The 13,659-nt window shown below is 66.0% G+C and carries 13 protein-coding genes; 7 read left to right on the top strand and 6 right to left on the bottom strand.

Annotated elements, in window-relative coordinates; genetic code table 11:
* Positions 1 to 91 precede the first annotated feature (91 nt).
* The gene (gene tkt / locus OKW38_RS21365) at positions 92 to 2,113 is read right to left on the bottom strand and encodes a transketolase (protein WP_429362957.1); all 2,022 of its coding nucleotides are present in this window, start codon (positions 2,111 to 2,113) and stop codon (positions 92 to 94) included.
* Positions 2,114 to 2,382: 269 nt separating this feature from the next.
* Here tkt and speE point away from each other — a divergent pair, with 269 nt between their 5' ends.
* From speE to OKW38_RS21350, 3 genes are all read left to right on the top strand, one after another.
* On the top strand, positions 2,383 to 3,285 hold the full coding sequence (gene speE, locus OKW38_RS21360) for a polyamine aminopropyltransferase (RefSeq protein ID WP_429362955.1): 903 nt from the start codon (positions 2,383 to 2,385) through the stop codon (positions 3,283 to 3,285).
* 104 nt (positions 3,286 to 3,389) lie between these two features.
* Positions 3,390 to 3,803, top strand: a complete 414-nt coding sequence (locus OKW38_RS21355) for a VOC family protein (RefSeq protein ID WP_090801864.1) — start codon at positions 3,390 to 3,392, stop codon at positions 3,801 to 3,803.
* 19 nt (positions 3,804 to 3,822) lie between these two features.
* A complete protein-coding gene (locus OKW38_RS21350) occupies positions 3,823 to 4,563 on the top strand; it encodes a 16S rRNA (uracil(1498)-N(3))-methyltransferase (RefSeq protein WP_090801866.1) in 741 nt (246 codons plus the stop codon).
* A gap of 129 nt (positions 4,564 to 4,692) precedes the next feature.
* Here OKW38_RS21350 and OKW38_RS21345 read toward each other — a convergent pair whose 3' ends face one another.
* The 3 genes from OKW38_RS21345 to OKW38_RS21335 all read right to left on the bottom strand — a co-directional run bounded on the left by OKW38_RS21345 (position 4,693) and on the right by OKW38_RS21335 (position 8,443).
* The gene (locus OKW38_RS21345) at positions 4,693 to 5,253 is read right to left on the bottom strand and encodes a barstar family protein (protein ID WP_090805466.1); all 561 of its coding nucleotides are present in this window, start codon (positions 5,251 to 5,253) and stop codon (positions 4,693 to 4,695) included.
* Positions 5,254 to 5,269: 16 nt separating this feature from the next.
* On the bottom strand, positions 5,270 to 5,683 hold the full coding sequence (locus tag OKW38_RS21340) for a ribonuclease (RefSeq protein ID WP_090801868.1): 414 nt from the start codon (positions 5,681 to 5,683) through the stop codon (positions 5,270 to 5,272).
* Between the two features lie 420 nt (positions 5,684 to 6,103).
* Positions 6,104 to 8,443 (bottom strand): NADP-dependent malic enzyme, encoded by a 2,340-nt coding sequence (locus tag OKW38_RS21335; protein WP_429362954.1) that lies wholly within the window; start codon positions 8,441 to 8,443, stop codon positions 6,104 to 6,106.
* Positions 8,444 to 8,621: 178 nt separating this feature from the next.
* Between OKW38_RS21335 and thiL the strand changes: the two genes are divergently transcribed.
* The 4 genes from thiL to OKW38_RS21315 all read left to right on the top strand — a co-directional run bounded on the left by thiL (position 8,622) and on the right by OKW38_RS21315 (position 11,361).
* Entirely contained in the window at positions 8,622 to 9,623 is a 1,002-nt protein-coding gene (gene thiL, locus OKW38_RS21330; RefSeq protein WP_429362952.1) for a thiamine-phosphate kinase, read from the top strand.
* On the top strand, positions 9,613 to 10,188 hold the full coding sequence (locus tag OKW38_RS21325) for a phosphatidylglycerophosphatase A family protein (RefSeq protein ID WP_429362951.1): 576 nt from the start codon (positions 9,613 to 9,615) through the stop codon (positions 10,186 to 10,188). The genes thiL and OKW38_RS21325 overlap by 11 nt, the downstream gene beginning before the upstream one ends.
* A 109-nt stretch (positions 10,189 to 10,297) precedes the next feature.
* A complete protein-coding gene (locus tag OKW38_RS21320; protein WP_429362949.1) occupies positions 10,298 to 10,798 on the top strand; it encodes a CinA family protein in 501 nt (166 codons plus the stop codon).
* Between the two features lie 32 nt (positions 10,799 to 10,830).
* Positions 10,831 to 11,361: a cupin domain-containing protein gene (locus OKW38_RS21315; RefSeq protein ID WP_184022907.1), complete on the top strand. Its 531-nt coding sequence runs from the start codon at positions 10,831 to 10,833 to the stop codon at positions 11,359 to 11,361.
* A gap of 36 nt (positions 11,362 to 11,397) precedes the next feature.
* On the opposite strand, the gene pyrF is transcribed toward OKW38_RS21315, so the two are convergent.
* Together pyrF and OKW38_RS21305 are read right to left on the bottom strand one after the other, a co-directional pair.
* A complete protein-coding gene (gene pyrF / locus OKW38_RS21310) occupies positions 11,398 to 12,213 on the bottom strand; it encodes an orotidine-5'-phosphate decarboxylase (RefSeq protein ID WP_429362947.1) in 816 nt (271 codons plus the stop codon).
* A 194-nt stretch (positions 12,214 to 12,407) separates the two neighbouring features.
* Positions 12,408 to 13,466 carry an aldose 1-epimerase gene (locus tag OKW38_RS21305; RefSeq protein ID WP_429362945.1) on the bottom strand — a complete coding sequence of 353 codons (1,059 nt, stop codon included), beginning with the start codon at positions 13,464 to 13,466 and terminating at the stop codon, positions 12,408 to 12,410.
* Positions 13,467 to 13,659 lie beyond the last annotated feature (193 nt).

Below are 13,659 nucleotides of genomic sequence, written 5' to 3'. Positions count from 1 at the left end.
AAAATCCGTTTATGTTCGCCTGGTCGGACTTCCGGTTCGGTGCGTTGCCGCGCGCAGCCACGAGGGGCACGACGGCAACGCGACGCAACCATCAGCCGAGCGCGGCCTTGACCGTCGCCACCACGTGCTCGACGGTGAAACCGAAATGCTTGAACAGCACGCCTGCCGGGGCCGATTCGCCGAACGTGTCGATGCCGACCACGCCGCCTTCCAGACCCACGTACTTGCGCCAGAAATCCGACACGCCCGCTTCGATCGCGACGCGACGCACGCCATGCGGCAGCACGCGTTCGCGGTACTCGGCGTCCTGCTTGTCGAACACGGTCGTCGACGGAATCGACACGACGCGGGCGGCGATGCCTTCGCGCGCGAGGGGCTCGACGGCTTTCATCGCGAGTTCGACTTCCGAGCCCGTCGCGATCAAGATGATCTTACGCGCGACGATCTCTTCATCCCAGTCGCGCAGCACGTAGCCGCCCTTCTCGATGTTGGCGATCTGCGCGTCGGTGCGCTCGTTGAACTGCAGGTTCTGGCGACTGAAGATCAGGCACGACGGACCTTCATGCTCGATCGCATGGGTCCAGGCCACCGCGGTTTCGACCGTGTCGGCCGGGCGCCACGTTTGCAGATTCGGGATCAGGCGCAGGCTCGCGACGTGTTCGATCGACTGGTGGGTCGGGCCGTCTTCGCCGAGACCGATCGAGTCGTGCGTGAACACGAAGATCGACGGCGACTTCATCAGCGCGGCGACGCGCAGCGCGTTGCGGCTGTAGTCGGAGAACGTCAGGAACGTGCCGCCGAACGCCTTGTAGCCGCCATGCAGCGCGACGCCGTTGATCGCCGCGCTCATGCCGAATTCGCGCACGCCGTAGTTCACGTAGTTGCCGGCGGCACGGCCTTCGGCATTCACGCGCACCGGCTTGGCGGCCTTCCAGTTGGTGAGGTTCGAGCCGGTCAGGTCGGCGGAACCGCCGAGCAGTTCGGGCAACACGACCGACAGACCTTCGATGGCCTGCTGCGATGCCTTACGCGTCGCCACGGTCTCAGCGCGCTCGTTCGCGCCGGCGATGATCGCTTTCGCCTTATCTTTCCAGTCGGCCGGCAGTTGCTTCGCGCTGCGGCGCTTGAATTCGGCCGCTTCCTGCGGGTACTTCGCCGCGTAGGCAGCGAACGCCTCGTCCCATTCCGCTTCGAAGCGCGCGCCCGCTTCCTTCGCGTCCCATGCCGTGTAGACTTCCTGCGGAATCACGAACGGCTCCCACTTCCAGCCGATCGCTTCGCGCGTCGCCGCGATTTCCTTGTCGCCGAGCGGCGCGCCGTGCGAATCGTGCGAGCCCGCCTTGGTCGGCGCGCCTTCACCGATCACTGTCTTGCAGCAGATCAGCGTCGGCTTGTCCGACAGCTTCGCCTGCCTGATCGCCGCGTCGACCGCGTCGACGTCATGGCCGACCACGTTCTGGATCACGTTCCAGCCGTATGCTTCGAAGCGCTTCGGCGTGTCGTCGTGGAACCAGTGCACCACTTCGCCGTCGATCGAAATGCCGTTGTCGTCGTAGAACGCGATCAGCTTGTTCAGCTTCAGCACGCCCGCGAGCGAGCAGGCTTCGTGCGAGATGCCTTCCATCAGGCAGCCGTCGCCGACGAACACGTACGTGTGGTGATCGACGATCCTGGCGTCGGGCTTGTTGAATTCGGTGGCGAGCAGCGATTCGGCGAGCGCCATGCCGACCGCGTTCGCGAGACCCTGGCCGAGTGGGCCGGTGGTCGTCTCGACGCCCGGCGTGATGCCGTATTCCGGGTGACCCGGCGTCTTCGAATGGAGCTGGCGGAAGTTCTTCAGCTCGTCCATCGGCAGGTCGTAGCCGGTCAGATGCAGCAGCGAGTACAGCAGCATCGAGCCGTGACCGTTCGACAGCACGAAGCGGTCGCGATCGGCCCATTGCGGGTTCTTCGGGTTATGGCGCAGATGACGCGACCACAGGGCGACGCCGATTTCGGCCATGCCCATCGGCATGCCGGGGTGACCGGAGTTCGCCTTTTGAACGGCGTCCATGGCCAACGCGCGGATCGCGTTGGCCATCAGGGAGGTGGGTGCGGGAGACGGGGTCGTCATGTCGAGTCCGGAGACAGAGTCAGAAAGCGGGGGCGCGCTTGAGGCCCGGAAGCTCGGCGGTCACTTCGCTACGGCGCACGATGCGGCGCCAGGAGACGCGAAACGGGCAGAGCAAGCGGACAAGGCTGAAAGCGTCACATTCTAGCAGAAGGCTACCCCCTATCCGGCCGGAAAGCCGCCTGGCCGCGTGGTTCAACGCGCACCGCCAGGCGGCGGCATTTACAATTCGAGCAGCTGTGTGTCCGCACTACCGATCGAGCCCGTCCGCCGTGAACGCCCCGCTATTGTTCCAGCCTTGTCCCGACGCCGTCTACGGCTTTCCTCACGCGCGCCTCGTCGAGCGTGTCGAATCCCGTTATCAGACGATCGAGATCTGGGACACGCCGCAGCTCGGCGCGCTGTTCACGCTCGACGGCCGTCCGATGACGTCCGCAGGCGACGAGTTCATCTACCACGAATGCATGGTGCATCCGGCCGCGCTCGCGCATCCGGCGCCGCGCGCGGCGCTGGTGCTCGGCGGCGGCGATGGCGGGGCCGCGAGGCAATTGCTCAGGCATCCGGGCATCGAGCGGATCGTCGTCGCGGAGCTCGATCCCGAGGTCGTGCGGCTCACGCGCGGACATTTGCCGCAGGTGCATGGCGGTGCGTTCGACGATCCGCGCGTCGAGCTGGTGATCGGCGATGCGGCGGACTACGTCGCGGCGGCGGCCCGCGCGACGCGGGGTGCAACGAACGTCGCGGCCGCGCAGTTCGACCTCGTCGTATTCGACCTGACGCCACCCGATTCGCCCGCGGCCGGCCTGTACACGCCGACCTTCTACGCGCAGTTGAAGCGCGTGCTACGTGCTGATGCGTTGCTGTCGCTCCATCTCGGCTCGCCGTACCACCACGCGCCGCGCATCGCCGGGCTGCTCGGCGATCTGCACGCCGCGTTCGCACAGGTGCGCACGCTGGGCACCTTCGTGCCGCTCTACGGCTCGCTATGGCTGATGGCGATCGCCAGCGACACGCTCGACCCCGCCGCGCTCACCGCCGACACGCTCACCGAGCGTCTCGCCGCGCGCGGCATCGATTCGCTGCGTCATTACGAACCAGCCCTGCACGCGGGGCTATTCTCGGCGGCGCGATCGGCGCGCGATAAACTGAGCCCGTTGACGAAGTCGTCTTTTTGAAGCGCGGACACCTTGCGCGAATCGGTTCGTGTGATGCCGGCGTGCCGCGCCCGACCGAAACCCGCAACCGTGGCCTCGCCGCCTCACGAGATCCGGAGAACTCCATGACCGCCCCCCACCCCGCCGGTGTGCCCTGGCTCACCCCCTATCTGACGGTGCGCGACGCGCGCGCGTCGACGGCATTCTTCTCGGCGGCGTTCGGTTTCGACGTGCGCGACAGCGTGCAGGACGACGGCGTCGTCATGCATGTCGAGATGACCTATCAAGGCCAGCTGATCGTGATGTTCGCGCCTGAAGGCGCGTTCGGCTCGACCGCGAAGACGCCGAAAAGCGCGGGCACGATCGCGCCGCAATCGTTCTATGTCTATGTCGAGGACGTCGACGCCGTGTATGCTCGCGCGCTCGCGGCCGGCGCGAAGTCGCTGAGCGAGCCACAGGACCAGTTCTGGGGCGACCGCTTCGCGCAGGTCGAGGATATCGACGGCTATCGCTGGGCACTCGCCCGCCACCTGTCCTGAATTCAAGAGTCTCCCGTCGATGCCCCGTTTTTTTGTTGATATCCCGCTTTACGCCGACGACGTGATCGCACTGCCCGACGACGTCGTGCGCCACGTGGCCGTGCTGCGTCTGCAGCCAGGCGATTCCCTGGCGTTGTTCAACGGCCAGGGCGGCGAATACGGCGCCGAACTCGTCGAGGTCGAGCGTCGTGCGGCTCGCGTGAAAATCGGCGAATTTCGCGCGATCGAGGTCGAGCCGCCGTATCGGCTGACGCTCGCCCAAGGCATCGCCGGCGGCGACAAGATGGACTGGCTGATCGAGAAGGCGGTCGAACTCGGCGCCTCGGGCTTCGTGCCGCTCGCGACCGCGCGCAGCGTCGTGCGGCTTACCGGCGAGCGCGCGCAGCGGCGGCAGCAGCACTGGCAGGGCGTGGTGCGGGCGTCGTGCGAGCAGTGCGGACGTAATCGGGTTCCGGACGTGATGCCGGTGTGCGAGATTGGCGCGTGGCTCGATACGCTGTCGCGCGAGCCGGCGCCTGACGAGCTGCGCCTGCTGTTATCGCCGCGCGCGAGCATCGGCTTTGCGGCGCTGCCTGACGCGCCGCCGCCTGGTGGCGTGACGCTGCTGATCGGCCCCGAAGGCGGCCTTTGCGCCGACGAGGAAGCCGCCGCCGGCGAACAGGGCTTTACCGCGATTGGCTTGGGACCGCGTGTGCTGCGCACAGAGACCGCCGGAATCGCAGTGTTGGCGGGGCTCGCGGCGCGCTGGGGCGGCTGGTGAGCGGGAGCTTGCCCAAGCAGCGCGACAAAAGCAAAGGCCCGCCAATTAGCGGGCCTTTGCCGTTTATACCGCGACGTTGACTGTCAGACTCAAGCAGCTACGCCTGAACAGGCGAAAATCCGGCGAACCTCAAGCGAACGAGTAGAACACCCGGAACGCGACCTTGCGCTCGGCCCAGAATTCGGCCGCTTCACGGAACACGTCGAGCAGCGTCTCGCGCCCTTCCTTGTCGAATTTCTGCGCGATCGGCAGGTGTTCGAGCACGATCACGAAGCCGGGCTGCGCGCCGGCCTTGTGCACGAGGTCGGTCAGGCAGTCGTAGAGCGCGTCGTAGTTCTTGCCGAAATGCTTGGGAAACAGGAACGACGTCGCGATCGTCTCGAGCACTTCCTGCTTCGAGGCGGCGTTCGCGCAGTACGCATACAGAAAGTGCTGGCCGAGCAGGTTGGCCTCGTCGGCGAGATCCTGCACGCGGAACGCGCGGATCGACTGCACGATGTTCGGCCGCACCGTCCTGAAAAGGCTCATGGGCTCCTCGTTCGATGAAACCACCGTGGCAGCCTCGCTTTGATTGTCGCGACCCTGCTGGTCGGCGCGCATCTTCATGACGCGTTGGAACAAATTGCCGTCGCCGGCCGCGAAAAGATCCGTCGCGACTCCGGAATCGTGCGCGTAGATGTTGTCGCTCATGCCGTTCATCCCAATGTCATTCAACAATATGGTTAAAACTGGTGTAATGGTCGTCCGAGTAATAACAATTGTCGGTCCGCTGTAGCGGACCTCCGCAGACGATGCGGCGCGCCCCGCGATTACGCGCGTGAGGCGTGGGGACGGTGTATTCATGGTAATAGCCGCGCCGGTGGGCGGGCAGCACCCGTTCGTAGTTGCCGAATACGATGCCGTCCTTCTGATACGGGTAAGGCCCGCCGGCGGCAATGAGGTTCAACGTATCGACCGCCTCGCGCGGCAATTGCGCCAGCGCGATGGTGCCCACCTGCGCTTCCACCCCAGTTGGCGCCGAGTAATCTCGCGCCAGCGCTTCGGGCGCGGAACTGGACAACGCGCAGAGTGCGGCGGCACCGATCAGCACGCCTTTCATGCGCAACCAGTTGCGTGCCATGTATCCGGTTTCCCCGCTGTCAGATCACGAGTTTGACGACCATGAAAGTCGTAAGGGTATCGCTAATAGCCTTTGGAATCAACGTTCGACGGCCGATGGCACCCCGCCTCACCCCGCGGAAAAGCCGGTGGCGCGGACTTTGACGACTTTTGACAAAATGTTTAGCTCAATCAGGCTAAACTGAGCTCAACCGTGATCGAATGCAGTGCGGGCGGTGCAAGCGGCCGCTGGCCGAAGCGCTCGATTGCGGTTGTTAGAGCCTGTAACCACTGAGCCGAAAGGCCGTGTCATTGCCATTTTTCGGGGTGGCGATCCCCTGCTTGCCCTGAGGGCGTGCCCATTGCGGGCACGCCTTTTTTTTCAGGTACACCGGTTGGAAAACCGGCGCCGGGCCCGTCGCGGCCCGATCACGATGCGCAGTTAGCGGGTTGCGCTGACGTCCGCGACCAGCAGCGCCGTCATGTTGACGATCCGGCGCACCGTCGCCGACGGCGTCAGCACGTGCACCGGCTTGGCCGCGCCGAGCAGAATTGGGCCAATCGCAATGTTGTTGCCGGCCGCCGTCTTCAGCAGGTTGTACGAGATATTGGCCGCGTCGATGTTCGGCAGCACCAGCAGGTTCGCGTCGCCTTCGAGCGTCGAATCGGGCAATACCTCACGGCGCAGGTTGGCGTCGAGCGCGACGTCGCCGTGCATTTCGCCGTCAACTTGCAGCTCCGGCACGCGTTCGCGCAGGATCTCGAGCGTATCGCGCATCTTCTGCGCCGTCGGCGCATTGCTCGAACCGAAGTTCGAGTGCGACACGAGTGCAACCTTCGGCTCGATGCCGAAACGGCGCACTTCCTCGGCTGCCATGATCGTGATCTCAGCCAGCTCGGCCGGTGTCGGATCGACGTTCACGTGCGTATCGACGAGGAAAATCTGCCGATTCGGCAGGACCAGCGCGTTCATCGCCGCATAGACTTTCGCGCCGGGCTTCTTGCCGATCACCTGATCGATGAAGTGCAGGTGGCGGTGTGTGGTGCTGACCGTGCCGCAGATCATGCCGTCCGCCTCGCCCTTGTTGACCATCATCGAGCCAATCAGCGTGGTGCGGCGGCGCATCTCGAGCTTGGCCATCTGCGTGGTGATGCCCTTGCGCGACATCATCTTCGCGTATTCCTGCCAGAACTCGCGGTAACGTTCGTCATGATCGGTGTTGACGACCGTGTAGTCCTGCCCCGCGACGAGCCGCAGGCCATAACGCGCGATCCGCTGCTCGATCACGGCCGGCCGGCCGATCAGGATCGGCTTTGCGAGCTTTTCGTCGACGATGATCTGCATCGCGCGCAGCACGCGCTCTTCTTCGCCTTCCGCGAACACGATGCGCTTCTTCTCCGGCTCGATGCTGCGCGCGAGCTGGAAGATCGGCTTCATCGTCGTGCCGCTGTGATAAACGAACTGTTGCAGATGCTGCGCGTACGCGTCCATGTCCTCGATTGGACGCTCGGCGACGCCGCATTCCATCGCGGCCTTCGCCACCGCGGGCGCGACCTTCACGATCAGACGCGGATCGAAGGGTTTCGGAATCAGGTATTCCGGTCCGAACGATAGGTCCTGGATGCCGTACGCGGTCGCGACGATGTCGCTCTGCTCCTGGCGCGCCAGCTCGGCGATCGCGTTGACGGCGGCGATTTCCATTTCGCGCGTGACCGTCGTCGCGCCGGCGTCGAGCGCGCCGCGGAACAGAAACGGGAACACGAGCACGTTGTTGACCTGGTTCGGGTAGTCGGTGCGGCCCGTGCACAGCACCGCGTCCGGACGCACTTCGAGCGCGAGTTCCGGCAGGATTTCCGGCGTCGGGTTCGCAAGCGCGAGGATCAGCGGCCTGGCGGCCATCTGCTTGACCATGTCCTGCTTGAGCACGCCGCCAGCCGACAACCCGAGGAACACGTCCGCGCCTTCGATCACCTCGGCAAGCGAGCGCGCGTCGGTTTCACGCGCGAAACGCTCCTTGTCCGGGTCCATCAGTTCGGTGCGGCCCTTGTACACGACGCCCGCGAGGTCGGTCACGGTGATGTTTTCGAGCGGCAGGCCGATGTCGACCAGCAGGTCCAGACACGCGAGCGCCGCCGCGCCCGCGCCCGACGCGACCAGCTTGACTTCCTTGATGTCCTTGCCGACGACCTTCAGGCCGTTGGTGACCGCCGCCGCGACGACGATCGCGGTGCCGTGCTGGTCGTCGTGGAAGACCGGAATCTTCATGCGCTTGCGGCATTCGCGTTCGACGATGAAGCAGTCCGGCGCCTTGATGTCTTCGAGGTTGATGCCGCCGAAGGTCGGTTCGAGCGCGGCGATCACCTCGACCAGCTTGTGCGGATCGTTCTCGTTGATCTCGATATCGAACACGTCGATGCCGGCGAACTTCTTGAACAGGACGGCCTTGCCTTCCATGACCGGCTTCGACGCGAGCGGCCCGATGTTGCCGAGGCCCAGCACCGCGGTCCCGTTCGTGACGACGCCGACGAGGTTGCTGCGCGCGGTGAAGCGCGCGGCGTTCAGCGGGCTCTCGACGATTTCCTCGCACGCGAACGCGACGCCAGGCGAATACGCCAGCGCGAGGTCGCGCTGGTTGATCATCTGCTTGGTCGGGGCGATCGCGATTTTGCCGGGAGTCGGGAACTCGTGGTAATCGAGAGCTGCTTCGCGGAGTTTGGTATTGACGGAATTCGACATAAGGCGGGCTTCGGAGGGCGGATTAGAATAGACGTTCGACGGCATTGTAGCCCCAATTGCCTACGCAATTCCTTCAATACGGGTACAACAGCCGCGACTGAAACAGCGTGAAAGCGCGCGTTGCCCGTTGTCCGGATGGTCCGGCGCTTGCGACGGGGCATCATGCTCAATCGCCCTGATCCGCGCCATTTCTCCAATCGTTCTCCGCTCACCGTCCGCCATCATGCTTTCCGAGTTTTCGCTCATCGATCGTTTCTTTGCCCGCCGCGCCGCCGCCGGGCGGCCCGCCAATGCCGAAGGCGGCACGCTCGGCATCGGCGACGATTGCGCGTTGCTGGCGCCGCCTGCCGGCGAAATGCTGGCGATATCGACGGACATGCTGGTCGAAGGCCGTCATTTCTTCGCCGATATCGATCCCGAAGCGCTCGGTCACAAGGCGCTTGCCGTCAATCTGTCTGACCTCGCCGCAATGGGCGCGCAGCCGCGGGCGTTCACGCTGGCCTTCTCGCTGCCGAAAGCCGACGAAGCCTGGCTTTCCGGTTTCAGCGAAGGCCTGTTCGCGCTCGCCGAGCGCTACGGTTGCGAGCTGATCGGCGGCGATACGACGGGCGGGCCGCTCAATCTGTGCATTACGGTATTCGGCAGCGTGCCGCCACGAACAGCCTTGCGCCGCGATGCCGCGCAACCCGGCGACGACATCTGGATCTCCGGCACTCTCGGCGATGCGCGCGCCGGCCTCGGCGCGCAGCGCGGCGAATGGTCCGCCACCCCGAATGACGCCGCGACGTTCCGCCGGGCGCTCGAACGCCCCGAGCCGCGCATCGCGCTCGGCCTCGCGCTGCGCGGCATCGCACACGCGGCGCTCGACCTGTCGGACGGACTCGCCGGCGATCTGCGGCACATCCTCGAACGCTCGTCGGTGGGCGCGAGCGTCGACGTCGATGCGGTGCCGCGCTCGGCCGCGCTACGCCGCCTGCCGCCCGACGTCCAGCAGCGCTGCACGCTCGCCGGCGGCGACGACTACGAGCTGTGCTTCACCGCGCCCGCCGCCGCGCGCGCCGCGGTCGAGGCCGCCGCGCAGAAGGCCGCCGTGCCGGTCACCCGCATCGGTACAATAAGCGCACTGGAGGCGGCCACCGACCGCCCGGCCATCGCGTGGCGCAACGCCAGCGGCGCGCCGCTCACTCTGACCTTGCAAGGTTTCGATCACTTTCATGCAGAATGACCCCCCGCTCGGCCCCGCCGACGACTTCCTCGGCGGCGAGCCGCCCCAGCCGCCTGGACCGCGCGAGCCGAAGCCTGCTCAGCCGCGCCGCGCGACCGCGCGCTTCATGCTGTCGCATCCAGTCCACCTTCTGTCGCTCGGCTTCGGCAGCGGGCTGTCGCCCGTCGCACCGGGCACGATCGGCACGCTGCTCGGGTGGGCCTCGTTCGCGGTGCTGAGTCGTTATCTGACAGTTATTGAATGGGGCGTGCTGATCGGCGTCGGCTTTCTCGGCGGCATCGCGTTGTGCGGCTTTACCGCGAAGCGGCTCGGCGTCGAGGATCCGTCGGCGGTCGTGTGGGACGAAATCGTCGCGATCTGGCTCGTGCTGCTGATGGTCACGCCTGCCACGCTCACCGGCCAGGTGTGCGCGTTCCTGATCTTCCGCTTCTTCGACATGGTGAAGCCGCCGCCGATCGGCTACTTCGACCGCCGGCTGAAAGGTGGCTTTGGCATCATGTTCGATGACCTGATCGCCGCATTTTTTACGTTGCTGGTGATTGCGCTGTGGCGGATGTCGGTTTGAGCGCTGCCTGTTCACCGTTCGAGTACCGTTCGACTCTTTTGGTCGCCGCCCGGCCCCTGCCGTTCGCCGCGCCGCCCGGCCGGCTTCGTTTTCCGGATTGACTGACGCCATGCCTACCGATTCCGTCGTTCACCAGCTTGCGATCCGCGTGAGCAACCGTCTGCGCGACGAGCGCCTGATGCTCGTGACCGCCGAGTCCTGCACGGGCGGCATGGTCGCGACCGCGATCACCGACATCTCCGGCAGCAGCGGCTGGTTCGACCGCGGCTTCGTCACGTATTCGAACCAGGCGAAAAGCGAAATGATCGGCGTGCCGGCCGACCTGATCGAAAAGCACGGCGCGGTCAGCGAGCCGGTCGCACGAGCGATGGCCGAAGGCGCGCTGCGCAACAGCCGAGCGCAGGTGTCGCTGTCGATCACCGGCGTCGCCGGCCCCGGCGGCGGCACGGAAACCAAGCCGGTCGGCATGGTGTCGTTCGGTTGGAGCAACCGGCTGCACACGTCGGTGGAAACGAAGATTTTCAAGGGCGACCGCGATCAGATCCGCGTGCAGGCCGCGGCGCACGCGCTGCGCGGCCTGCTGGCGCTACTCGACGAACGCGAGCATTGAGCGGCGGCTAACTATCACTGAGGAGGCGGACAATGCCGGATTCGCGCGCGATCGCAGACGAACTGATCCGCCGCTTCGATCTGAAGCCCCATCCTGAAGGCGGCTTTTTTGCGGAGACCTACCGCTCGGCCGCGCGTGTGCTGCGCGCCGGCGAGCCGAGCGAGGTTGGGAACGCCCGTGCGGCGTCGACTGCGATCCATTACTTGCTGTGCGACGGCGCGCATTCGGCGTGGCATCGGATCCGTTCCGATGAAGTCTGGCATTTCTATGCCGGCGAGCCGCTGCTGGTCCACGTGCTCGATGAAAGCGATGCCGGCGGCGTGCTCGTCACGCACCGACTCGGCAATCCGCTCACGCATCCCGATACGGTCTGTCAAGCCGTCGTGCCGGCCGGCTTGTGGTTCGCGGCCGAGTGCGCCGATCCGGCATCGTTCGCGCTGGTCGGCTGCACGGTCGCGCCTGGTTTCGAATTCAGCGAGTTCGAACTCGCGGAGGTGGATGCGCTGAAGGCGCGGCATCCGCGGCATGCGGGGTTGATCGGGCGGCTCGCACCGGCGCGCTGACGCGCCGCGCCGGCCGCCGCGGGATCGCCCGCCGGTTCAACGAAACGCGTTGATCCGGTCGCGGGTGTCCTTCGCGGCCTGCGCGGCCGCTTGCGCGAAATCGTCGCCCTTGCCCGCGTAGATGATCGCGCGCGAAGAGTTGATCAGCATGCCGGTGCCGTTCGTGGTCCGGCCGGCGCTCACGGTGGCCTGCACGTCGCCGCCTTGCGCGCCGATGCCCGGAATCAGCAGCGGCATGTCGCCGACGATCCCCCGCACCACTTCGATTTCCTTCGGAAACGTCGCGCCGACCACAAGCCCAAGCTGGCCGCTCGCATTCCACTTCTGCGCGGCCAGTTGCGCGACGACCTGATACAACGGCCGACCGCTTGTCTCGAGAAACTGCAGATCCGAGCCACCCGCGTTCGACGTGCGACACAGCACGATCACGCCCTTGCCTGCGTGCTCGAGATACGGCTCGATGGAATCGAAACCCATGTACGGATTGACCGTCACCGCGTCGGCCTGGTAGCGCTCGAAGGCCTCGCGTGCGTATTGCTCGGCCGTGCTGCCGATATCGCCGCGCTTGGCGTCGAGAATCACCGGCAGGCCCGGATGGTTCGCGTGAATGTGGGCGATCAGCTGCTCGAGCTGCTCTTCTGCGCGATGCGCGGCGAAGTAGGCGATCTGCGGCTTGAACGACGACGCGTACGGCGCGGTTGCATCGACGATCGTGCGGCAGAACTCCAAGATCGCGTCGGCGCGGTCCGCGAGCGCACCCGGGAATTTGCTGGGCTCGGGATCGAGGCCAACGCACAGCAGCGAGTTCGTGCGCTGCCAGGCGTCGTTGAGTGTCTGGATGAAATTGGACATGGTGAGTCTCGCGGCGAGCCGGTAATCGGAGGAGGCGCGTATTTTACCTGTCCCACGAACGCCGTCCGTCGATGGCGGTCACCGCGCGGCCCGCGCCTCATAGGCGATAGCAGCGCCAGGCCGCCCGTTCGGACGTTCGGACGTTCGTCCGGCCGGCGGCCCGGCGGCTACGACTGCGGCTACGGCTGTGACTACTACCTGCGCCGCGCGCCACGCCCGCCCGGCATCGAGCGCAGTCCAGTCCGCTCGACCGTGAAGCGGAACGTGCGCGTCAACCGCTCGCCGCGCTTGAGCAGCGTCATGCCGTTTTCGCTCGCGCCGCCCGCCAGGTTCATTGCATTGATCGGATGATCGACCGGTTCGAAGCAGAAGAAGTCTTCGCCGGGCGGCGTGTACAGCACGTAATAGTCGGTGTCGGCGGCGATGTTCAGCGACAGACGGCGCTTCGGCCACACCACTGCCGCCTGCCCGCTCCAGCCGGTGAACGCGTGATTGACGATCGTCTCCGGCAGCGGATACGCGACGCCGAACTGCCACGCGGGGGGCGCCGACACGTGGCGCACCGGCAGCCAGTCGTCGCCCGAGAGCCACAGGCCGCCGGCCGCCGCCGACAGCTCGGTGTCCGCGTCGCGCACGAAGAACGGATGCACGCCGAGCCCGAACGGCAGCGTCTCGCGGCCAGCGTTTTCGATGTCGAGCGAGACGACCAGCGTCGGGCCGTCCAGCGTATAGGTTTGTGTCGCGCGGAACGCGTACGGCTTGCCGTCGCTGCGGTCGAGCGCGAGACGCACGTGCTCGCGGCCCGCGTCGAGCACCTGCCATTGCGCGAGCCAGCCGTCGCCGTGAATCGGCAGCGGCTCGTCGGCGCGGTTGCGCGGTACCTCGACGCGCCGCCCGGCCACGCTGAAATGGCCGCCGCCGATGCGGTTCGAGTACGGCAAGAGCGGATAGCAGGCCAGCTGGTTCGGTTGCGTATCGACACCGATGTGACTGCAGCGCCGAAAGATCGGCGTCAGCGCGCCGTCGTCGCGCCAGTCGAAGCGGGTCACACCGCCGCCGAGCGTCGGCGCGACATCGAGACGCAATTGCGAGTTGGCGAGCGTGATGCACGCGACATCGCCGGCGCTGCCTTCGCCGAGGGCCACCGCCGACGTGCTCGGGCCCGCCAGCACGGGATTGGCGGCCGCGGCGAGTCGCGAGCGTCGCGTTTGAGAGGTTGGGGATGAGGTTGAAACGAGATTCGCAACAGTCATATCTGGCTCCATCGAGAGGCGTGGGACGTTGCCGTCAGGGTTGACGGGAGTGGCGGGCGATTTTTTATGACCAATTCGCCTCGAGTCCGAACTGCATGCTGCCGATTCGTTGCCGGCCGGTCGCGGGCGTATTGCTCGCGGACCGAAACTGCCACATCGACTTCTGCTTCACCTTCAGGATCGCGGCCCCGGC

It is taken from the genome of Paraburkholderia sp. MM5496-R1, assembly GCF_050436205.1.
Taxonomy (GTDB): domain Bacteria; phylum Pseudomonadota; class Gammaproteobacteria; order Burkholderiales; family Burkholderiaceae; genus Paraburkholderia; species Paraburkholderia tuberum.
The sequence above is the reverse complement of the archived record's forward strand: the minus strand, read 5'-3'. Positions and strand labels throughout refer to the sequence as shown.